Source organism: Streptomyces sp. NPDC051136 (assembly GCF_044455745.1).
Lineage (GTDB): Bacteria > Actinomycetota > Actinomycetes > Streptomycetales > Streptomycetaceae > Streptomyces.
On the sequence record NZ_JBITFE010000001.1, the window covers coordinates 1,023,684 to 1,044,716 of the forward strand.

The window sequence follows — 21,033 nt, forward strand, 5'->3', positions numbered from 1 at the left end:
CCGCGCCGCCGAAACGGCCCGCGCCCTGCCGGGCAGGCCGCCCGCTCAGCACTCCCCGCGCCACTTGGCGCCGGTGATGGTGACTCCGTCCGCGAAGTCGAGCTTGTAGGTGCCGGGACCCGGGTTGTAGTGCAGGCACTGCCCGTAGGTCGCGCCCTGGTAGGTCCAGGTCAGCTGGATGTGGTCGGCGTCGGGGTAGGGGATGCCGTTGTTGAACACCGAGCGCCCGCTGACGCTGCCGGTCCAGCTGTGCTGGGACTTCACCAGGAGCTGGCCGGTCTGGCCCTCCCCGGCGTAGATGCAGAAGAACTCCTTGCCGCAGCCGGGCGGATCGGCCTCGGCGGACGCCGTGGGCGCCAGGGCGACGACACCCGTGAGGGCGGCGGAGGCGAGCAGGGGAAGCAGCAGAGGCTTGCGCACGATGGACTCCGATCAGGGCACGGCAGAAGAAGTGACAGGCGCGCTGTTGCACGCACCCTCGAGTGCGGCAGCCGACGGCCCGCTCACCTCACCTTTTGTACCGGCTGGACTCTTCGGAGGAATCTCTTCCGCGCCCCGGAACCGGCCATGTTCGCCCACCGCCCGACACTGCCGCCGCAGCACGTCCCTGCCGTCCCCCGAGGAAACCCCGCCGTGATCCGCCTGTTCGACGATGGCCGTATAACGGCCCGCATACTCCCTGTGATTCGGGGAACGGACCGCGGCCGCCCGGCGGTCGCATGCCACTTTGAGGGAGCCGGGTGGCTGTCGTGGCCCCCGTGCCTTCACATCCACAGGGGGAAACGATGTCCTTGCCGCGCATCGACGCCAGACGCCGACGCACGCGTATGCGTTCCGGCTGCCCGCGGGCCGCGCGCTCCTTCACCGCAGTGCTCGCCGCCCTCGCCCTCGGTGCCGTCGCGGCGCCCGTGATGGCGGCCCCGGTACCCGCCCCGGGCGGTGGTTCCCACTGGGGCGACCACGGCCGCGCCGCGATGCCCCCGGTCCGCGCCGGCACCACCCGGCCGCCCCGCACGGCCCCCTCCGCTGCTCCGTCGGCCGACGAACGGGCCTGGCGGCAGCGAGAGTCGGACCGGCTGCGCCACGGCGGCCGGCGCTCCGTCGCCCCGCCCTCCCTCACCGCCGCCGCGGGCTTCGTCCCGCGCGGCCAGGGCGAGGTCCCCTGGCACCGCGTCTTCGGCTTCCGGATGACCGACGCCCTGACCGGCCGGATCGACTACTCCACCGGCAACCTGATGCTCGCCGCCACCGACTTCGACGTCGCCGGCGTCGGGCAGAAACTGCAACTCAACCGCACCTTCAACGCGTTCACCGCACCCGAGGGCCAGGTCAGCCGGCCGTGGTGGCTCAACTGGGAGCGCAACCTCGACGTGTCCGGCACGGACTCGGTGATCGCCTACGACGACACCGGCGCGACCCTGGAGTTCACCCGGAACGCCGACGGCACCTTCACCACCCCCACCGGCTGGTCGAAGGACCTGCGCAAGAACGCCGACGGCGCCTATACCCTCACCGACCGGGGCTCCGGCACGGCCGCCGCCTACGACGCCAACGGGCGCCTGACGAAGACCACCGACCGCAACGGCGGCGTCCTCGCCGTCACCGCCCACCTCGACCCGCAGTCCGGCGCCCCGGCGGGCTTCAGGCTCACCGAGACACGCTCGGGGCGCTGGATCGACCTCACGCGCGCCAACAGCACCCGCTGGAGCGCCAAGGACAACACCGGCCGTACAGTCACCTACGACTTGAGCGCCGACCACGGCGACATCCTGCGCACCACAGACACCACCGGCCACACCACGGCCTACGCCTACGACGGCGACGGCCGGGTGACCAAGGTGACCAGCTCCGAAGGACGCTCGACCGCCTTCACCTACGACTCCGCCGACCGCGTCACCTCCATGCGCCGCTACGCCGAGAACGGCGACAGCGGGAGCGGCCCCACCTACACCTACGCCTACAGCGCGGCCGAGCAGGGCACCACCACGGTCACCGACCCGCTCGGCCACAAGACGACCTACGAACACAACGCCGACGGCGAGATGGTCAAGGTCACCGACGCTCTCGGGCACCCCCGCTCCTCGACCTACCAGAACCACCTGCTCCAGACCGCCACCGACGCCATGGGCACCGGCAGCGGCGGTTCCGGCGGCAACGTCACCGCCTACGGCTGGGACACCCGCAACAACCCCACCTCGGCGAAGCTGCCCACCGGAGCGACCAGCACCGGCCAGTGGCAGACCGTGGCCGGCGCCGAACGCCCCAGCAGCAGCACCGGCGCCGACGGAGAAAAGACCTCCTACACCTACGACGCGGCCGGCAACACCGCCTCCGTCGCCACCACCGGCACCGGCGGCGGCACCCGCACCTTCGCCTACAACGAGACCACCCCCCGCTGCGGAGGCTTCCAGGGCCAGATCTGCACGGCCACCGACGCCAACGGCAAGAAAACGGAGTTCCACTACGACGAGGCGGGCAACCTGGACACCGCCACCCCGCCCGCCCCGCTTGGCCGCACCACCTACACCTACGACGCCCTCGGGCGCACGGCGACCGCGACCGACGGACGCGGCGTCAAGGTGAGCTACACCTACGACCGTCGCGACCGCGTCACCGCGGTGACGACCACCGGCTCCGCGGACGTCACCTACACCTACGACGGCGACGGGAACCTCACCACCCGCACCGACGCCACCGGCACCCAGCGCTACCAGTTCGACGCCCTGAGCCGGGAGACGATCCGCACCCTCCAGGACGGCTCGCAGACCGTCCTCGCCTACACCGCCGACGGCAACGTCGACACCTACCGCGACCCGGGCGGCACCACCACCTACCAGTGGGACGCCGCCGACCGGCTCACCCAGCTGACCGGCCCACAGGGCAAGAAGACCACCTACGCCTACGACAACAACGACCGGCGTACCCGGACCACCTACCCCGGCGGCACCGCCCAGACCCAGACGCTGGACGCCTCCGGCCGCCCGTCGGACATCCGGGTCCTCACCCCCTCCGGCATCATCTCCGACCACCTCGCATACACCTACGCCTACGCCGCCGGCGGCCAGACGAAGGACGGCACGAAGGTCCGCACCCGCACCGACACCCTGACCAGGACCCGCACCGACTACACCTACGACGGCACCGGACGGCTCTCGCTGGCCAAGGAGACCGATCCGGAAGGCCGCGAGACCCCCTGGCAGTACTGCTTCGACGCGGCGGGCAACCTCACCTCGCAAGGGGACCGGATCGGCTGCCCGGCACCCACCGCCTACACCTACAACGACGCCTCCCAGCTGACCGCCCGCAACGGCGTCACCACCGGCTGGTCCTACGACAAGGCGGGCAACGAGACCGCCGGCGCCCCCACCGAGCAGGCCGCCCGCAGCGCAGAGCAGTACACCGACTACGGCCAGCTCAAGTCCCTGACCACCGGCGGCACCTCCTACGCCGCCCAGTACGCCAGCACCGACAGCAGCGAGCGCACCCGGCTGGGCGACACCGTCTTCCACAACGGCCCGCTCGGGCTGTCCGGCCAGACCCGCGCGGGCAAGGACACCGAGTTCGTTCGCGAGCCCGGAGGCACCCTCAACTCCGCCTCCACCGGCGGCGCGAGCTACTACTACCTGACCGACGCCCTCGGCTCGGTCATCGGACTGGTCGACGAGTCGGGCAAGCGGGTCAACACCTATGCCTACACGCCCACCGGCCTGCCCCGCGCCGGCACCACCGAGACCGTGCCCCAGCCCTACCGCTTCGCCGGCGGCCAGCAGGACCCCACCGGCCTCTACCACCTCGGCAACCGCTACTACGATCCGCAACTCGCCCGCTTCACCCAGCCCGACCCCTCCGGCCAGGAAAAGAACCCCTACCTCTACGCCGAGGGCGACCCCGCCAACCGCATCGACCCCGGCGGCCTGCTGTCCGGCACCGCCAACGGCGAGGCGTGCTTCTACGTCTGCCTCGGCGTGGGCGGCACCGTCAACAGCGACGGCTCCTTCCACCTCAACCTCTCCACCGGCTTCGGCTCGCCGGGCGTCAGCGGCGGGGTCGAGGTGGGCAGCGGCAGCGCGAGCAAGGGATTCAGCGTGCCTGCCACCTGCTCGGCGGGTCCGGTCAGCGGCACCGTCGACCTCAGGAGCGGGCAGGGGTCCGCGTCGGTGAGCCCGAAGTGGAGCAGCCCCAAGTGTTCGGTCCGCGCCTCGTACACCTTCTGACCCCGGGCGGCCACATCCCCGGAGGTGGCCGCCGCCCGGAATGGATGAGGATGCGGCGGGCCCCGATGGGACCGCCTCCGCCCCCTCGTGTGTGGAGGGTGGTGGGGTGTGGTCTATTCCTGGTGGATTTCGGTGTTGCCGTTGATGGTGTGCAGGGTCAGGCGGTGCCGGGTTTCCTCCGGGCCGGCGGCTGGGGTGTCCGTGCTGGAGTGGCCGTTGGTGGTGCCGGCCCGGGTCGTGTACGGCGGGGCGTCTGCCGGCAGGGTCACCCGTACGGAGCCGTTGCGGGTGTCGCCGTCGAGTGTGTCGGGTGAGGTCGCGCACCGCAGGTCGATGTCGCCGTTGACGGTTTCGGCGCGTACGGCGCGGGCGCTGAGGCCGCTGGCGCGTACGGAGCCGTTGCGCGTTTGCAGGCGCTGGGGTGCTCCGTTCGCGCCGGAGTCCTGCACGGTGACGTCGCCGTTGACGGTGCTCAGGCTCAGTCCGCCCCGGACGTCGCTCACGTCGATCCCTGCGTTGCGGGCCCGCACGGTGAGCACGATCCCGGCGGGCACCCGGACCAGCGGCATGCCGGCGCAGTTGGCCCGTGCCCGGTCGTCACCTTCGTCGCAGGGCAGGTCCAGGGTGTGGGAGGACCCGTCACTGTCCCAGCGGGTGAGAGTCGTGTCGTCCACCGTCACGCTGTCGCCGTCTGTGCCGGCCACCCGTACCCCGCCGGGGGTGGTGATGACCAGCCGGTCGCCGTCCGCGACCTCCGCGGCCCGCAGCCCTGCAGCGAGGTCGCCGGCCCGGGCCTCGGACGGCGGCCGGTCGCCGCCGTGGTGGTCGCACGCGGTCAGCGCGAGCAGCGGGATCAGCGCGTACCCGGCCCGGACCGCGCGGCCGGGCCTGGTCCATGAGGAGGTCATGGCCTGCGTATGCCCCCGGCAAAGGGGTTCACCGGCCCGCCGGCGGGTGTACGGGCCGCGGCGCGGGCCGCAGGCCGGGGCCGCGCCGTGGACGGGGACCGCCGGCGCCAACGGCCTGAGTGCCGGCCAGGGACCGCCCGCCCGCGTCGAGCGACCGGTTCGATGGGAAGCTGCCGGGCTCGTGGCTGGTGGACCTCTCTCGTGTCGACCTGGAGCGGGTGAAGGTGGGCAAGGGGTGGGTGGAGCTGGACGCCTCGCTGTTGCCCAGCCCCCGTTCACGCCGAAGGGCGGGCGTCCTGAGGGTCCGGCCTGGTAGGCGACGCCCACCGTCGCCTGCGCGGCGGAGCTCGGCTGCGAAGTACACCCGATCGAGGCGTGAAGGCGGCGAGGGCGGCCGGGTCGCGGGGCGTGGACAACTTCCACAGGCCCGTGGCGGGGGCAGAGACGCTTCCTGAGCCTTCGCTGCTCCCGCCCGCGCTCGTCCCGCTCTCGTCCTTCCGCGCTCGTCCCGCTCTCGTCCTTGCTGACCGGCTTGCAGCGGCTCGGGGCCTGCTGCTCCGCGAGCGACTCCACGATCCGCGCGTCGTGCGCCCGCAGGGCGGTTATCCAGGGGCAGGGGAGTGTGAGGGATGTTCGTTTGGGCTGTCACCTGCGTGGACGGTTCGAGGTCGAGGACCATGTGTCGCTAGGAGAGCGGTGGTTGTGTTGGGTGTGTGGAACGGATCTTTGTGGGGGAGCGGGCTGTCTCTGCGGTAACGGCTCAGGAGAGACGGGTAGTTGCCGGTTCCCGGTCCTGCGATCTGCACGAGGAAGGTTCGGCGTATCTGGCGTCGTTGCGGGCCCGGGGATGCTCACCGAACACCGAGCGTGCCTATGCCGGTCGTGTTGCGCTGTACCTGAACTGCTGCAGGATGCTCCGTCCTGTATGGGCGGAGCCGGGTTTCCTGGGGCGGGCCGGGTTGCAGCAGTGGCTGGTAGAGGTGCCGCTACCGCCCCGCAGTGCCCGGGCCCGGCCCGGGCCGACCGGGTACCGGTCGCAGGGACGGCGCACGCGGTCATGACGGTCGTGGGAGAGTTCCTGCGGTTCGGCGCCGCGCACGACTGGGTCCCGGCGGCGACCGCCGGGCTGCTGTCGGAGCCGAAGCTGCTGCGCTCCGTCCCGCCCGGCTACGACTGCGGTGAGTCGGGGCAGCTGCGCCAGGTGCGGGCGGCCGCATTCCGCTTCAAGATCACCGAGCCGGACTTCGAGGAGTTCAGCCCGGAGCAGATCCGCCGGATGCTCGCGCTCGCTCCCAGGGCACGGGAGCGGTTTACGGCCGGTCTGCCGGCCTGTACGGGCCTGCGGATCGGGGAAGCGCTGGGTCTGCACCGTGCCGACATGCACTTGCTGGCCTCTTCCTGTGCGGCAGGGTGCGGGATCGAGGGCCCGCACGTCCCCGCACGCCGCCGTGCAGACAATCCGAACCGTGCCCTGGCGTGCCCTGGCGAAGTCGCGCTTCAGCCGCTACGTGCCCGTCACCGCGGACCTGGTCGCGCTCTGTACCGACTACCGGTACGAACGTGACCAGGTGCCGCAGGCCGCGGACTCGCCGATGGTGTTCGTGAACCTGTTCCGCCCGCCGCTGGGTCGGCCCATGTTGTACCCGAGTACCAGGGAGGCTTCCGGCCGGCTCGCTCGCGCGGCCGGCCGCGCGTGTCGCCCCCACATGCTGCGCCATTCGGCGGCGACGCGGTGGCTGCGTGACGGTGTCGACGGGGACGTGGTGCAGCGGCTCTTGGGCCATGCGTCCCCGCTGTCGGTGGAGAACCACCGCCACGTCGACGCCGCTGAGGCGCGTGCCGCGGTGGAACACGTGAACTGGCCGCGGGAGCGCTCAGGACTGCCCTTTCCCTGGCACCGGCCCTGCCCGGCGCGGCCGACGCTTTCCCGGCCCAGGACGACGCGGGATGGGCGGGATGGCTGCAGGAGCGCACCAACCCGGGCTGGCGGCCCACGCAGTGGCAGCAACAGGTGTGGCTGTTCACCGGAGATCGGAAAGAGCCGCGTACGTCGGTGTCGCTGCGCAGGACCGCGGCATCCCAGACGCTGGTGTCACCGGCGAACAGCTTCTGCCCGCTGTGCAAACGCGCGCAGAAGCAGTCGTCTGTGCCCGACGAAGAGTCCGCACGGACTGTCGTGCCGGTCCGCACGAGGGTGTACTTCGGCGCGGAAAAGGAACCGTGCCCGGTGGCACGGGACGGGCAGCGATGCGTGCGCCCCGCCCGCTGCCGGGGCCTGTGCCCCCTTCACCACGCGCAGTTCAACACCCACACCCTGCGGGGCAAAACCGGTGACGGGCGCGCTCTGGCCTCCCCTGCAGCGATGTCCTGCCGTGCCCGGTACCGGCCTGTCCGCTGCCGGCCGTCTACACCCGGGGCCTGTGCCGTCACCGCACTCACAAGTTCCGGGAGCACCGCCGCACCGGCCCCGACACTCCACTCGCTGACTGCGCGCCCCGACGGACCCCCTATCCCGCGCCCCACCAGTTCAGCCTCCTGCCCCTGCCCGAGCCACTGCGCCAGGAGGTGCTGTACGGGCTGCAACAGGCCGATCCATGGCTGCACACCTTCGAGCCGGCCCAGGTGCGCCGGATGATGCGTGACCTGCCCGGCGTCACGACTCTGGCCAGCGAGGTGTCCGACCAGCAGATGTGCCCGCGCTCCACCGTCGCGGTCCGTCGGATGCTGGGCCGTGTGCGCACCGCGGTCCGCGCTGGCTTCACGGAGCACACCGGCACCGCACCGGCCGAGAACGACCTGCTGGACCTGCGGGCCCTTGGGCAGCGTTCCCGCACACCGCCTGGTATCCGCCGCCACAAGACCGTCGACCTGCGCACCATCACACAGCAGTGGCTGCGCGCCCTGCTGCGCACCCGGACCATCCAGCACCGCCCCGACCCTGACCGATTCGCCCGGACCTGTGGGAAGCCGAACCGGCCTCGCAGGCACTGACGCAGCGCCCGGGCACGCAGGACCCCGCACAGCTGCGCTACGACGATGTCACCGCAGTGGTGGAGGCCTTCCGTGCCGCGCTCAAGCACAACGGGGAGCCCGCCGGGTGGGACTACCGGAGGTCCATCGCCAGCCACTTCTCCGCCCTGATCGACTACGGCCGCCACTCCGGGACCGTGAGCGATCTGTCCGCCGCCTTCGTCCGCGACCCCGCCGCCCACCGCATCATCCAGGAAGAAGCAGGCGAGGACGAGATCGCCAAGACCCCAGCCGGTGACCCGTCAGCTCGACGCCCACCTGCACCTGCTCGGACAGGGACGGGCCCGCGAGCAGCGCACCCTCGCCCCTGCCGACCTGCAGCTGATGTACCGAACCCGGTACGTCCTGCTCAGGCACACCGGGCGACGCCCCGACGAGATCGTGCCCCTGCCCCGCGAGTGTCTGGAAACCCGGCAGGACCAGACCTGCCTGGTCTGGGACAACCACAAGGCCCGACGCCGCCGCAGGCGCTTGCCCATCACCGCCCCCACCGCCCAGGCCCTCCGCGCCTCGTGCAAGCGCCGCGACCAGCTTCAGGTGAGCCTGCCGCCCGCCGGCGCCGACTACCTTCTCCCCGCCCTGACACCTCTGGCGACCCGCCGGCACCTGCACACCAGCTACCTCAGCGAGACTCCGCGCCACTGGGCGGACTCCATTCCCGTCCTGCACGCACAGGGCGCCGACTCCGCGGGAGCCCCGCTGCCCTCCGACCGCTCGCTGATCTACGCCTACGCCTTCCGCCACTCCCACGCCCAGCGCCACACCGACGCCGGAACCCCCCTCGACGTGCTGCGCGAACTCATGGACCACAAGTCGGCCCGGACCACCCAGCGCTACTACAACCCTCGGGAATTGCATCAGGCGGGCGAGAACCCGCAGGCCGCCTGGTCACGGCGAGGGGGTGAAGGACTCCGATGGTACTACGAGCTAGCGTCCTGACCAGGCACGTTGCCGAGGTGATCCCTTCTGATGCATGATCTGCCCTCCAGAAGGGATGGTCTGGAGTGGTGCATCAGCGCAAGGTGACCCTGGCCGGGTCGGCTCATCTGGAGCTCCTCTCCGGGGTGGTCCAGATGCGTCCCGAGGACGCGATGTTCGACGCGATGCTGCGGGGCTGGCGTGCTCAGCAGAAGTCGCGGGGACTGAAGGACGAGACGGTTGACGACCGGGAACGGCTCATACGCCGGTTCCTGGAGTTCGCGAACGACTACCCGTGGTAGTGGACGCCGGGCCACGTGGACGAGTGGTCGGTCTCGTTGACGGGCGAGAGGCACCTGGCGCCGTCCACGATCCGCGACTACCAGGGCATTGTGCGGCTGTTCAGCGAGTACCTCACCGACAGTGTCGGTACGGCTGGGGGCCGGCCTGTGAGGAAGCCTTCGGCACCTTCCCGGTGGCGGTCTGCCACGAGTGGAACACCATCACCCACCTCAACGACTACGAGGGCGATCCGGAGACAAGGCCGTTCACCCGTGCATAACTGCAACTCTTCCCCGACTATGCCGACAACCAGGTCGAACGCGCGGTGCGGGCCAAGCCCAAGGGTGCCCTGGCGGCCTACCGCGACGCCACGCTGTTCAAAGTGATCCACGGGTGGGGCCTGCGCCGGACCGAGACCTCCAAGCTCGACCTGGCCGACTTCGGACGCAACCCGCAGGCTCGCCAGTTCGGCCGGTACGGCACGCTCAACGTCCGCTACGGCAAGGCCAAGAAGGGCCAGCAGCCGCGACGGCGGAACGTATTGTCGGTGATGGACTGGGCCGTCGAGGCGGTCGCCGACTACGTCGAAAACGTCCGGCCGCGCTTCGGATTCCCTGATCACCCGGCTTTGTGGATCACCGAGCGCGGGGGCCGCCTGCGGCCCGGCTCGATCAACGACCGGTTCGAGGCATATCGCGATGCCCTCAAGCTGCCGAAAGAGCTGGTTCCGCACTCCTTGAGGCACTCGTATGTCACGCACTTGACGGAGGACGGGGTGGACCGGCGCTTCATCCAGCAGCAGGTCGGCCACGAGTGCGACAGCTCCCTGGCCATCTACACCCACGTCAGCGACGACTTCATGAACACTTCCCGGCACAAGGCACTGGCCCCGGCATTCGCCGGAGCCTGACAGGAGGGAACCGGCGATGGCCGCCAAGCTCGACTACCACTGGCACCTGCGCAAGGTCATGGCGGACCGCGGGATGTTCTCCACCACCGACCTCATCCCGCCGCTCGCCGAGCGCGGCATCACCCTGTCCTCCAGCCAGGTCTACCGGCTCGTCGTCGAGCGGCCCGAGCGACTGAGCCTGAAGATCCTCATGGCCCTGCTCGACATCCTGGACTGCACCATGGACGACCTCATCGAGCCCATCGCGGCGGCCGGGGCCGTGAAGAAGCCGAAGAAGGCCGCCGCCGGCGGCACGGCGCCCGACTCGGAGGGACTCGGCGGACTGCGGCCAAAGCGGGCCCGCATCAAGGGTGTTGACCGGGCATGACCACCGCTGACCATCCCGACCGCGCCGTCGCGGATCCGATCGGCCTGGTCACGGAGCTGATCGCCGGCATCGAGAGGGAACTCGACCCCGACACCATCCGGGCCGTGGTCACCACGGTCGCGGGCGGCCGCGCGAAGTCGCGTCGCCTCGCACAGGCCCTGGCGGGGCGGCCCGCCGTCCTGACCGACGGCAGGTCTCCGGCGCCCCGGGCCATAGGTGACCTGCTCATCAAGCTCCGCAAGGCCGGCGCCTCGGCGATCTCGCCGGCGGTCTGCGCCGAGTGCGGCAAGCTCCTGCGCACTTTCCAGCGTCGCGGACAGGACTGGTACTGCTCGGTCTGCGGCCAGGAGACCACCGAGTGCGCCGCCTGCGGAAACACCCGGCGCATCTCCTCGCGGGACCGCACGGGCCAGCCGCGCTGTTCGATGTGTCCCGACATCGACGACCGTAATCCGGTCACGATCATCTACGAGGTGATCACCACGATCGACCGGGACGCCGACCGCGACGTCATCGCCGAGGCGGTACGCCGGTCTGCACCCCGCCCCTCCTACCAGCAGAAACTGGCCTGGGCCCTGGAGGAGAATCCCAGGCTGCTGACCGGGGAGGGCCACCTCGCGCCCCTTCGCGCCATCCCGCGGTTCATCGACCTGCTGCACGCCGCCGATGTCGCCGGGATCATCCAACCCGCCTGTCCCCGCTGCCACCGCGTCGTCCGCATCGACAAGCCGCTCGACGGACAGCGGGTGTGCCGCAACTGCATCGCCAAGTCCCGCATCGAAGAATGCGTACGCTGCGGCGCCCGGCGCGAGCCCGGCACCCGCGACGCCCAGGGACGCCCGCTGTGTCCGACCTGCCTGATCACGGACCCGGTCAACCGGAAGACCTGCACCACCTGCGGCGAACTGCGCATGGTGAGTACCCGTACTCCCGCCGGTCCGGTCTGCCCCAACTGCCGTCCCCTGCCGACGCTGGTGTGCTCCATCTGTGGCCGTCGGCGCCTTGCACGCTCTCGAAGCTGACGGGCCTGCCCCGCTGCGGTGGATGCGACAAACGCCAAGCTCAGTGCGCCGTCTGCGGACGGCTGCGAGGTATCCACTCCGGCACCGCCGACGCCCCGGTCTGCGGCCCGTGCACCCCGCCCGACGCCGAACTCTGACGCCCGTGTCCCACCTGCGGGGAAGCGGAACGACTGCAAGCCCCTGGCCCCTGCCCTCGGTGCACTCTCACACAGCGGCTCGACGAGCTCCTCACCAACGACTCGGGGACCATAACCCCGAAACTACGGGCTCTCCATGACGCCCTGGCCAGCACCGAACGGGTCGGCACCGCGATGCGCTGGCTCTCCGGCGGCATCGTCTCCACCGTCCTGTCAGACCTCGGCTCCGGACGCCGGCCCCTGACACACGAGGCCCTGGACGAGCTGCCGCAGGGCAAGGTCGTCGAACACATCCGCAGTGTCCTCGTGGCCGCCGACGCCCTGCCGCAACGGGACGAGCAGATGGTCCGCCTCCAACGCTACGTGAAGGATCTCGTCACCTCCCACGCGACCGCCGAGGGACGCAAGATCCTGCATCCATACGCGACTTGGCACCTCCTTCGCCGTCTTCGCCGACGCCGCCGCGGCAAGGACACCACACACACCCAACTCGTCGTCGCCCGCCAGCACCTGCGGGCCGCCATCTATCTCCTCAACTGGCTTGAGGACCAGAACCTGACTCTTGCCGTCTGCCGCCAGAGCGACCTTGAACGCTGGCTGACCAGTGACGACGTCCGCCACCGTCGAGAAGCAGGACACTTCGTGCGCTGGGCCCTCTCCCAGAAGATCGCCCGTGACCTCAGCTTCCCGGCCGTGAAATGGAACGGCCCCTCCCAGGCCATGGACGACGAGGCCCGCTGGGCCACCGCCCGCCGCCTCCTGCACGACGACACCCTCAAGCCCGAAGACCGCCTCGCCGGCCTGCTGTTGCTCCTCTACGCCCAGCGGCCCGCGGCGATCTCGCGACTCACCGCCGCCCACATCCAGGCAGCGGACGAAGCCGTCCGCATCCGCCTCGGTGCCGTCCCGGTCGAGCTCCCCGCACCCGTCGCTGAACTGGCCCTCCAACAGGTCGCGGTTCGCCGCAGCCATGCCGTTCTCGGCCTAACAGACTCTCCATGGCTGTTTCCCGGACGTCAGCCCGGCCGTCCGATCAGTGCCTGGGCCTTGGGCGAACGGATCCGCAAACTCGGCATCCGCCTCGCCGAGACCCGCTCAACCGCGCTACTCCAGCTCGCCACCGAACTGCCCGCCGCGGTCCTCGCCCGCACCCTCGGCATCGACATCACCGTCGCTGTCAAATGGCAGCGAGCCGCCGCCGGAGACTGGAGCGCCTACGCGGCCGACGTCGCCACCCGCAGCATGAAGGAGAACAAGTGAACCGCCACCACCACACTCCGTCCCCTACCGCACGACTGGCCTTCCGGCAGATGACCGAAGACGACCTCGACGACATGGCCGCGCTCCTCGGGGACCCGCACGTAATGCGCTACTACCCTAGTCCCAAATCCCGAGAGGAGGCCCTGGCCTGGATCGACTGGAATCAACGGCTCTACCAACAAGAAGGATTCGGACTCTGGCTGGTCACTCTCCGGACCACCGGAGAGTTCGTCGGCGACTGCGGCCTGACGCCCCAGGAAATCGAGGGAGTCACCGACCTGGAGGTCGGCTATCACGTCCGGGCCGACCTCCAAGGAAACGGCTATGCCACCGAGGCTGCGGCAGCCTGCCGTGACTACGCCCGCGACATCCTCGACGCGCAGCGTCTCATCGCGATCATCCGACCGGACAACCAAGCATCGCAACGCGTCGCCGAAAAGATTGGCCTTCCGTTCGAGCGCGATGCCATCTCCCGCTCAGGACTGCCTGTCCGCATCCACGCCACACCCCTGTGACGGCCACCAACCCGCACTCATTCGGACAGTTCCAATACCCGACTCCACCATTAACCGCCTCCCTGCAGAGAAAACGCGAAGCCTCTCCAAACTCAGCGCCCACTCGTCGACAACCAGGGCCTGCCACGCCCCGCCACGCCTGCCGTCTACGAAGTGCGCTCGGTGGCCGTCCCCTACGGAGGCTGCACCGAGCCGAGCAACGTCAAAGCCGGCGGCTCCTGCCCGATCCGCTTCCAGTGCGCAAGCCGCGGCTTCTACCGCCCCGACCCCTCCCACCTGTCCGCCAGCGAACAGCACACCAACGAACTGCGCCCCGACCGCGAAACGGCCCAAGCCATGGACGCCGCCGACTTCGTCATCACCGCACTGACCACCCAGAACACCGCCTTCGAACAGGTCACCGACCAAATGCGGCGCAGCCTGGCGCCCCTGCCCGCAGCCGAGCGAGCCGAGATCGAGAAAGCCGCCGCCGTCCCGCGCAGAGCCCGCGCCGGATCCAGCCACACCCTCCTGCCACTCACCGCCAACGACAACACCCCCCACGACCCGAGGTGAACCGCTCGGGAATCCCGCCACCCTCGCCCAGGCCCGCCACACCGCCAGCCTCGACAAACGACAACGCACCCTGACCGCCCTGGCTGCTCTTGAACACGACGGGACGAAGATCACCTTCACCGCCGTCGCCCGCGCCGCCAGTGTCTCCACACGGCTGACCTACAGCCCGGGTATCCGGGAACACATCGAGGCCGCCAGGCGACGCCGGCACATCCCCGCCGCCCCCCGCCAGGCCGGCGAACCGTCCACCTCACCAGCAGCACTACGCATGGAACTCGACCTGGCCCGCCAAGAGATCCGGCAGCTACGGGCCGACAGGGATCGGCTCAGCACCGCCGTACGCCACCAGCTCGGCCGGCAACTCGACACCCTCGCCGCAGGGGACCTGACTGCCCGCGTCGACGACCTCACCGAGTCCAGCCAGCAGCTCACCGACCAGCTCCGACAAGTGACCACCGAGAACACCGCTCCGAAAGAACGTCTCACTGCTGCGGAAGCCGATCTCACCGCCGCTCGCACAAGCCTGCGCCGGATGACCCGCACCGAGAACATGACCCGGTAATCGACCACCGCGACGCGCGTCGTGCCGGTTGTTCGTCCGTACGGCTACGCCCAGCGCATCCCGATCGCGGAAAGCTGCCCCATCCGCTCCGGCGTCAGCGTGGCGGCCCTGCTCCGCTGGTTCCCGATCCACGCCCCGAGCCGGAGCTCCCTCTCCTCCTGGTCCTCGCCGCCGCCGAAGGTGATCGTCTCGACGTGCTTGCGCGGCACCTTCAGGTGGCCCTCACGCTCGTAGAACTGGGTCGCGGCGGCGAGGTGCATCGCCCACTTCTCGGCCTGGCTGGTGCGCGGCTTCGGCTTCTCCTTCTCGGTCGCGGGCTCGATCCCGAGGACTTGTGACAAATCCACGAAGGATCACCGCATGAGTGATGCGTTGAGCTGCTGATCTAGTGATCGTCGCAGGATCCCGAGCCGTCGTGGCGGGTTGATATGAGCTGGGGTTTCCGTCCAGGTTCAAGAGCCCAAGAGCCCTCTGAAGTGCGGGTTCAGTGATCGTTTCGGAATCTGGTGATCGTCGCAGGATTCGCTATTGCCGAGTGGATCAGGCGGAGCGAGTCTGTGCTGGTCAGGGGGGTGTGGTGGTGTTGGGGAGTGAGGTGGGCCAAGAGCGCGGCTGCGGCGTGGTCGGTGGTGACAGGCTGGCCTCGTGCAAGGAGGTTGATCTCTGTGTATCCGTGATCAGGAGGAGGACCTGGCAAGGTGCCCGTCGGACCGCTTCCCGGTGGGTGTCACTGCCAGCTCCTGGGCTGTGGACATGACGTCAGCGAGGTCCGAGCGACCGGCCGGTGAACTCCTGGGCGATCTCGCCCGGTTGCATCTGGGCGCCTGGGTGCTTGGGCGGTCGGCGACGCGGCGGGCCTGGACGAGGCATGGACCGACGGCATCCTGCGCGACCTGGGATCCCGGTACGGGGCTACGAGTTCTGTACGAGTGGGGCTGCGCCGCCCGACCGCACGAGCACCCGCCCGCAACACCGTGCTGTCTTTCACCGTTTCCACGGCATGACAGAGGGCCGACCTGGTCACAGGTCGGCCCTCAGGGTTGGGCCGGGTGCTGCCACGCACGCCGGTGCCCGAAGGTTCTGTCCCGATCGGTAGGGAGGAGTCCGCAGCCGCCGGGGGAGTTGGAACCTGTCATTTGGAGCGTCGCATCCCTACCTGTAGGGGTGCAAGCGCGCCGTGCCGAAGCTGGGTCGCAGGCGCATCAACCGTACGGAGCTCCGTACACGTAGCAAGAACATTGCAGGTCAGCGGGGCTGATCCGCGTGGATTGCTTACGGAGCCTGCCAACAGAACTGCCAAGGGGCCCGTAGACGCATCAACTGCTGGGGTCCCTGCAGGCGGTAGGGCACCATGGCACGTAGACCCCCTTGGACGTGCCACCGTCCAGGTGTGGTGAGGAGTCCGCAGCCGCCGGCGGCAACACCCACGAGTGCAGCCGCCTGATCACAACAGGGAGTTCGCATGAGCCGCAAACGCCATGCTGCGGGGGGCTGTACGCCCGCCCCGCACCGTCTCACCGGAACTGAGACTGCCGTCATCATCGTCATCGTCCTGACCAGCGTCGCACTCGTGTGGGGCGGCATGGATCCGGGCGCCGTCCTCCGACTGCTCGCCGGTGCCGGTCTGATCGCGGTGGGGGCGGTGGTGACGTTGCGCTTCGGCCGCCGGGTCCCGCTGTCCCTGCCGATAGTTTGAGGGGGCGTCATGGGACGTCCTGAGAAGCCGATCGCCACGCTCAACCTGGGTCTCCTGGCTCTCGCCGGGTGGCTGCGAGAGATCCGTACCAACGCCCAGCTCACGTATGCCGAGCTTGCGGCGAGGACCGGCAACGCGTACTCGGCCACGACGCTGCAGCGCGCTGCGAGCGGTGAACGCGTTCCGCGCCTGCCGGTGGTGGAGGCCTATGCCGTGGCCTGCGGCCAATCGTTGGAGCAGGCCCGTCGCCGCTGGCGCCACGCGCGTGCCGTGGAGCACAGCGCTATGCACGTGCTCGGCAGTGCTCCCCGACCCCGGCTGGTCGAGAATGCGGCGGAACTACGTGCCGCTCTGCGCGAGATGTACCACCGGGCCGGTGCGATGCCGCTGCGCGAGATGGAACGCCGGGCTGGCCTGGGGCGTCTGCCGCGCAGCACGATGCGCCGCATGCTCGACGGCACCACCATGCTCAGCAAGGACCAGATGCTGGCCTTCCTCACGGTCTGTGACGTGCCCGAGCGTGAGCACCAGGACTGGCTGGACGCTCTGTCCCGGGTGTGGGACAAGAGGCACTCCTGGTACGACAACGAACTCTTCAAGAACCTGAACGAGCCCGCCGAGCAGTTCATCCGGGACGAGCAGAACCGCCGGATCGAACGCAAGCCCCCGTCAGGCCGGGGCCGCTCGACGAGCAACGCGGGCGCGCACCGCTCGCAGTTCGCTCGAGGCCGCCCTGCCAACAAGAACGGACAGCGGCTGAAGCGCGGTGCCACGACTACCGGGTAAGAGCGATTGAGACCGTAGCGGGGCGGCCTCGGCGCAGGTGATCGCCGGGACCGCGCCAGGCCGGCTGGCGAAGGAACGGCCGCTCAGGCCAGAAGCGGTGGCCAGGTGGTTGAGTCTCGCGGGTGGTGAAGGTGCGCTATTTTCGGGCCGCATGGAAGACACCGCCCCACTGCGTCAGGCCGTCCTCGCCTGGCTTGAGCAGGCACGGGACCTGCCCTCGATACCCCAGGCGATCACCGACGTAGCGCTGTCGACGCAGCCGGAGTTCGATGCCGTGGTCAACGCGGTGGTGGGCGCCGCGCCGAAATCCGAACACCGCGACCTGTACGGCAAGGCCGATGGTGACCGGGTGCCCCGATGGTCCACGCTCCTGGGCGGATCAGGGCTCGGGGACGCGACCCGTCTGGTTGCCCAGGGGGCGACGGTGCCGGTGGAAGACGTTGCGGACAGCTTCGTCGCCTTCTGTACGGCGCCCGCGCCGGCAGTGGAGGACTGGCTGTTGCTGAGCGGCGAACTCCCCGAGGGGACACGGGTCCCGCTGGGCCGGTACACCCTGCAGACTTTCACCGCCGACGAGCTGAGGCAGTTAGGTCCGATGCCGGCCCTCCACGGCCTTCAGCCGGGCGGACTCGACCTGGGTCTCCTGGCCGGCGCACCGTTCGTCCACGCCCCCGATCCGGACCGTGCCTCGGACCGCAGCGGCCTACCCTGGTTCGATTTCACCGGCCCGCGGCCGGAAGCCCGGCACTGGAGAGCGCTGCTGCCACTGATCCTGTGGAGCCCCGAACTCCTCCATGTCGACGCGGTGTTCGACGTCGAGCGCGACCGCGAGTTCGGGCTGCACCCAAACCACGTGCCCACCACCCTCCAGATCTACGAGGACCACGACGGCGGGTACGAGGAAGTCGAAGTCCGCGAGACGGGCAGCTTCGACGTCACGTGGCAACAACTTCCGCGCCTGCAAGCCTTCTGCGCCGCCGTGACCGCAAAGATCGACGCCGTCATGGACGGCACCACCAGCAGCCGAAGGCTGCCCAGGAGGCGCGCCCTGCGCTTGGAGCGCGCAGCCCGGCACCTGCTGCAGGCCTACCAGCGCACCCACAGCGACTACGGCGTGTGGGAGCAGGAGGCCGACGAGCTGCACTTGGACTACGTCATCGCGCTGGAAGCCCTGATGGCCAGCCCTAACGACCAGCATGAGGGCATCAGCGAAAAGATCCGGTCCCGTGCAGCTGCCCTGTTCCTCACCCCGTCCCTGCGCGAGCAGGTCGAGACAAGCGTGCAGGAGGCGTACAGCGCGCGTTCCAAGTACGTGCACGGAGACGTCCTCAAGGACCAGGACGAGGGCAAGAAGCTGGCCGCTCTGCGTGACCTCAGGCTGATCGTGCGGCAGGTCATCCTGCGCTGGCTCGTCCTCACCCCCTGCGACACTGAAGACCTCGCACCCCTCCTCGACGCCGCTGCCGCCGGCACCGGCCGCGAAGGCGCCGTCGACGAACCCCTGGACGCCTTCTTCCGCGCAACGCCGCCGCAGGACCGCCTCCGACCCTGAGCCGGACCACGGCGACGGCCGTGAGCAGTGCGACGCGGCCGCCCATTCCTCGGCAGGCGACCGGCAGCAGTGCGAGGGCGGGGAGCCGCGTGGGCGCTCCGCGTGTTGGGCCAGTACCCGGTTCCCCCGTTGGCCCGGGCGAGGCTGGCTGGCACCGGCTCGCAGGAGTCAGGTGGTGTTGAATTCCGCTACCGCCGCCGTGGCTCGCTGGTCTGCCTCTGCTTGCAGGGTCTCCCAGTCGGCGGCCACCTGGCGTGTTCCTGTCGCCAAGACCGCGGCCCGTACGGCGGTGCGGACATCGCCGGGACCCACCCGCAGCCCGGCTCCCCTAAGGCCCTGGATTTCCGACAGCGCCTGCGCGGCGGCCTGGTCGAGGTCGGGGGCTGCCCCGGCAGACGTGCCCGCGGCATCCCGGCACAGCACGATGACGTCGATGCGGTTGGGCTCCGCCGCTGCGGTCTTGGAGAGACTGGTCGCCACTTCGGCGATCACGGCGCGGGTGGTGGTAACGGTGAAGCCGGCGTCGGACAGCGACCGCATCAGAGCGCACCAGCCCGTGGTCTGCGACTGGTGGAAGCTGAACAGGAGGCAGCCGCCGGGCTTGAGAACGCGCCGGCACTCGCGCCAGACACGGGCTGCGGTGGCTTGGAATCCGTCAGGGGCGGCGTTCTGTACTTCCTGGACGGCCCGGGTGCTGGGCATGTCCGGGTAGCCCTGGTAGGGGCGCATGGCGCTGAGCCACGCGTGGAAGAAGTCGGCCAGTTCCGAGTAGTGGACGTTGTCGACGTAGGGGGGGTCGGTGACGATGAGGTCCACGCTGTTGTCGGGGAGATCCGTTCGCGAGGCGTCGCCGGTGGTGGTGTAGGCCGTTGCGGGATTCCGCACGAACTGCTGCCACGTCGTGCTCAGGGGGCGGGCGACGGGCAGCGAGGACTGGTCGACGGCGAGGATCCGGCCGGCCTCGGCCCTGAAGTCCAGCGGGGTGCTCTTGTACTGGGCCGCTTTGTGCAGCCGGGTGAGCACCCCGGAGAACCCGGCCGATCCCCCCTGGGCGCCCCAGGGGTCTCCTTCGACGCTGCACCGCTCCGGTCGCAGTACGTGGTTGTGGAAGACCGAGCGGACCGGGCCGGTACCCTCCCCCTTGTAAGAGCAGAACAGGTTGTGGTGTTCGACGGTTCTGCCGAACGATGCGATGAGCGCCTCGCGTTCCGCGGACGCCCCGGGCAGATCGCGCAGCGCCGCGCCGATCAGTCCCAGGCTGTAGCGCTGGCGCTCGTTGAAGAACCGCTCCCAGGAGTCGTACCCCCAGCGCAGCGCCTGGATGGTGCTGACGCCTTCCTCCAGCGCGCCGAGCGGGCGTACGAGCTCATCGGGAGACGTGTCGGCGAGGGACTTCGCCGCCTTGTCGTACAGGCAGAGGTCGAAGTCGTCGATCGCCCGGTACTCACGCTGGCCGTCGGCGCGCAGCACCAGCTTCGCGTACATGCGCCGCTCCGGTACGGCGCCGTTCAGCGCGGCAATGACAGGGGTGCGGTGACCGTGACGGCACGTCATGAACCGTCCATGGGCGGCCCCTTGGAACGAGAAGGCCATGCCGCAGGCGGGACAGTGCCCCCTCTCGTCCTTGCTCAGGTCGGTGACGCAGACGCCCCGGCAGCCCGGGCATACGGCCTGGGCGCGCGGGAATCGGCGCGGGTATGCATGGCGGGCGAACACTCGGGTGGTGAAGAGCTCCACGTCCTCGCCGCACTCCGGGCAGTACGCGAGGGCGACCCAGAAGTAGTGCAGGACCGGCTCGTTGGAGGCGGTGCGGTGCAATTCCTGGACGGGACGGGCGCATTTCCTGACGATCTGCCCGAAGAGGTCCGCGAGCACCTCTAGATCCCATGGTTGCAGCGCCTGCCGCTGGGTGAGCGTCGCGACGGGGTTGATGTCGCGGCCGACGACGGCGGCCCCGAGTTTGGCCGCCTCGACGAGGGTGGTGCCCGATCCGGCGAAGGGGTCGTAGACGACGAGCCCCCGCAGCCTGGCCGCGGCGTCCGCAACAGAGTCGTCCGGCCCGGACACCGCAGCCAACAGTAAGTGGCGTGCGACGCTGCCCAGGCGCCTCGCCCACCACTTGTGCACGTAGGTCGCGGGCCGGTGCACCTCCTTGCGCCACGACTCGTGCTCGGCGATCCGGCTCCACTCCACTGGCGCCGGCCCGGCCTCGAGAAGTGACACCGGGGGAAGGCCCGCCCCTGGCTTCTCGTTCATGTGTACGCCCCCGGTGGTCCGAACCCGGATCCACCGCCCTCGGATTGGGCAGGAGCAGGTGAC

Annotated in this window: 20 protein-coding genes and 1 pseudogene; 17 read left to right on the forward strand and 4 right to left on the reverse strand. The window is 69.9% G+C overall.

Going from position 1 to position 21,033, the window contains the following annotated elements:
* Positions 1-45 precede the first annotated feature (45 nt).
* Complete coding sequence (locus ACIBCJ_RS04615) at positions 46-420, reverse strand: hypothetical protein (RefSeq protein WP_362103487.1); 375 nt, start codon at positions 418-420, stop codon at positions 46-48.
* Between the two features lie 365 nt (positions 421-785).
* Between ACIBCJ_RS04615 and ACIBCJ_RS04620 the strand changes: the two genes are divergently transcribed.
* Positions 786-4,214, forward strand: coding sequence for an RHS repeat-associated core domain-containing protein (locus ACIBCJ_RS04620; RefSeq protein ID WP_365978492.1), 3,429 nt, complete (start codon positions 786-788; stop codon positions 4,212-4,214).
* 113 nt (positions 4,215-4,327) lie between these two features.
* Here the strand turns inward: ACIBCJ_RS04620 and ACIBCJ_RS04625 are convergent, their stop codons facing one another.
* Complete coding sequence (locus ACIBCJ_RS04625; protein WP_365981015.1) at positions 4,328-5,122, reverse strand: DUF4097 family beta strand repeat-containing protein; 795 nt, start codon at positions 5,120-5,122, stop codon at positions 4,328-4,330.
* A gap of 100 nt (positions 5,123-5,222) precedes the next feature.
* On the opposite strand from ACIBCJ_RS04625, the pseudogene ACIBCJ_RS04630 reads away from it, so the two are divergent.
* The 13 genes and pseudogenes from ACIBCJ_RS04630 to ACIBCJ_RS04690 form a co-directional block, all read left to right on the forward strand.
* A pseudogene (locus ACIBCJ_RS04630) lies at positions 5,223-5,498 on the forward strand (transcriptional regulator); the annotation flags it as partial.
* Positions 5,499-6,188: 690 nt separating this feature from the next.
* The gene (locus ACIBCJ_RS04635; RefSeq protein ID WP_365981101.1) at positions 6,189-6,686 is read left to right on the forward strand and encodes a hypothetical protein; all 498 of its coding nucleotides are present in this window, start codon (positions 6,189-6,191) and stop codon (positions 6,684-6,686) included.
* Entirely contained in the window at positions 6,631-7,608 is a 978-nt protein-coding gene (locus ACIBCJ_RS04640) for a tyrosine-type recombinase/integrase (protein ID WP_399281866.1), read from the forward strand. Before ACIBCJ_RS04635 ends, ACIBCJ_RS04640 begins: the two co-directional genes overlap by 56 nt.
* Positions 7,609-7,687: 79 nt before the next feature.
* Entirely contained in the window at positions 7,688-8,113 is a 426-nt protein-coding gene (locus ACIBCJ_RS04645) for a hypothetical protein (RefSeq protein ID WP_365981013.1), read from the forward strand.
* Between the two features lie 273 nt (positions 8,114-8,386).
* On the forward strand, positions 8,387-9,091 hold the full coding sequence (locus ACIBCJ_RS04650) for a tyrosine-type recombinase/integrase (RefSeq protein ID WP_365981012.1): 705 nt from the start codon (positions 8,387-8,389) through the stop codon (positions 9,089-9,091).
* A gap of 65 nt (positions 9,092-9,156) precedes the next feature.
* The gene (locus ACIBCJ_RS04655; RefSeq protein ID WP_399281777.1) at positions 9,157-9,372 is read left to right on the forward strand and encodes a hypothetical protein; all 216 of its coding nucleotides are present in this window, start codon (positions 9,157-9,159) and stop codon (positions 9,370-9,372) included.
* 305 nt (positions 9,373-9,677) lie between these two features.
* Complete coding sequence (locus ACIBCJ_RS04660) at positions 9,678-10,262, forward strand: tyrosine-type recombinase/integrase (RefSeq protein ID WP_365981010.1); 585 nt, start codon at positions 9,678-9,680, stop codon at positions 10,260-10,262.
* A 16-nt stretch (positions 10,263-10,278) separates the two neighbouring features.
* Positions 10,279-10,629: a helix-turn-helix transcriptional regulator gene (locus tag ACIBCJ_RS04665; RefSeq protein WP_365981009.1), complete on the forward strand. Its 351-nt coding sequence runs from the start codon at positions 10,279-10,281 to the stop codon at positions 10,627-10,629.
* Positions 10,626-11,651, forward strand: coding sequence for a hypothetical protein (locus ACIBCJ_RS04670; protein WP_365981008.1), 1,026 nt, complete (start codon positions 10,626-10,628; stop codon positions 11,649-11,651). Before ACIBCJ_RS04665 ends, ACIBCJ_RS04670 begins: the two co-directional genes overlap by 4 nt.
* 311 nt (positions 11,652-11,962) lie before the next feature.
* Positions 11,963-13,048 (forward strand): hypothetical protein, encoded by a 1,086-nt coding sequence (locus tag ACIBCJ_RS04675; protein WP_365981007.1) that lies wholly within the window; start codon positions 11,963-11,965, stop codon positions 13,046-13,048.
* Complete coding sequence (locus ACIBCJ_RS04680) at positions 13,045-13,563, forward strand: GNAT family N-acetyltransferase (protein ID WP_365981006.1); 519 nt, start codon at positions 13,045-13,047, stop codon at positions 13,561-13,563. Before ACIBCJ_RS04675 ends, ACIBCJ_RS04680 begins: the two co-directional genes overlap by 4 nt.
* A gap of 162 nt (positions 13,564-13,725) precedes the next feature.
* Complete coding sequence (locus ACIBCJ_RS04685) at positions 13,726-14,118, forward strand: hypothetical protein (RefSeq protein ID WP_365981005.1); 393 nt, start codon at positions 13,726-13,728, stop codon at positions 14,116-14,118.
* 268 nt (positions 14,119-14,386) lie between these two features.
* Positions 14,387-14,680 carry a hypothetical protein gene (locus ACIBCJ_RS04690; RefSeq protein ID WP_365981004.1) on the forward strand — a complete coding sequence of 98 codons (294 nt, stop codon included), beginning with the start codon at positions 14,387-14,389 and terminating at the stop codon, positions 14,678-14,680.
* A gap of 44 nt (positions 14,681-14,724) precedes the next feature.
* Here ACIBCJ_RS04690 and ACIBCJ_RS04695 read toward each other — a convergent pair whose 3' ends face one another.
* Positions 14,725-15,027 (reverse strand): helicase associated domain-containing protein, encoded by a 303-nt coding sequence (locus tag ACIBCJ_RS04695; protein ID WP_399281781.1) that lies wholly within the window; start codon positions 15,025-15,027, stop codon positions 14,725-14,727.
* 1,115 nt (positions 15,028-16,142) lie between these two features.
* Between ACIBCJ_RS04695 and ACIBCJ_RS04700 the strand changes: the two genes are divergently transcribed.
* The 3 genes from ACIBCJ_RS04700 to ACIBCJ_RS04710 all read left to right on the forward strand — a co-directional run bounded on the left by ACIBCJ_RS04700 (position 16,143) and on the right by ACIBCJ_RS04710 (position 18,714).
* Positions 16,143-16,376: a hypothetical protein gene (locus tag ACIBCJ_RS04700; protein WP_365981003.1), complete on the forward strand. Its 234-nt coding sequence runs from the start codon at positions 16,143-16,145 to the stop codon at positions 16,374-16,376.
* Between the two features lie 9 nt (positions 16,377-16,385).
* Positions 16,386-17,162 (forward strand): helix-turn-helix transcriptional regulator, encoded by a 777-nt coding sequence (locus ACIBCJ_RS04705; RefSeq protein ID WP_365981002.1) that lies wholly within the window; start codon positions 16,386-16,388, stop codon positions 17,160-17,162.
* A gap of 151 nt (positions 17,163-17,313) precedes the next feature.
* Entirely contained in the window at positions 17,314-18,714 is a 1,401-nt protein-coding gene (locus ACIBCJ_RS04710; protein WP_399281784.1) for a hypothetical protein, read from the forward strand.
* 168 nt (positions 18,715-18,882) lie between these two features.
* Here ACIBCJ_RS04710 and ACIBCJ_RS04715 read toward each other — a convergent pair whose 3' ends face one another.
* On the reverse strand, positions 18,883-20,937 hold the full coding sequence (locus ACIBCJ_RS04715) for a DNA methyltransferase (RefSeq protein WP_365981000.1): 2,055 nt from the start codon (positions 20,935-20,937) through the stop codon (positions 18,883-18,885).
* Between the last annotated feature and the right edge of the window lie 96 nt (positions 20,938-21,033).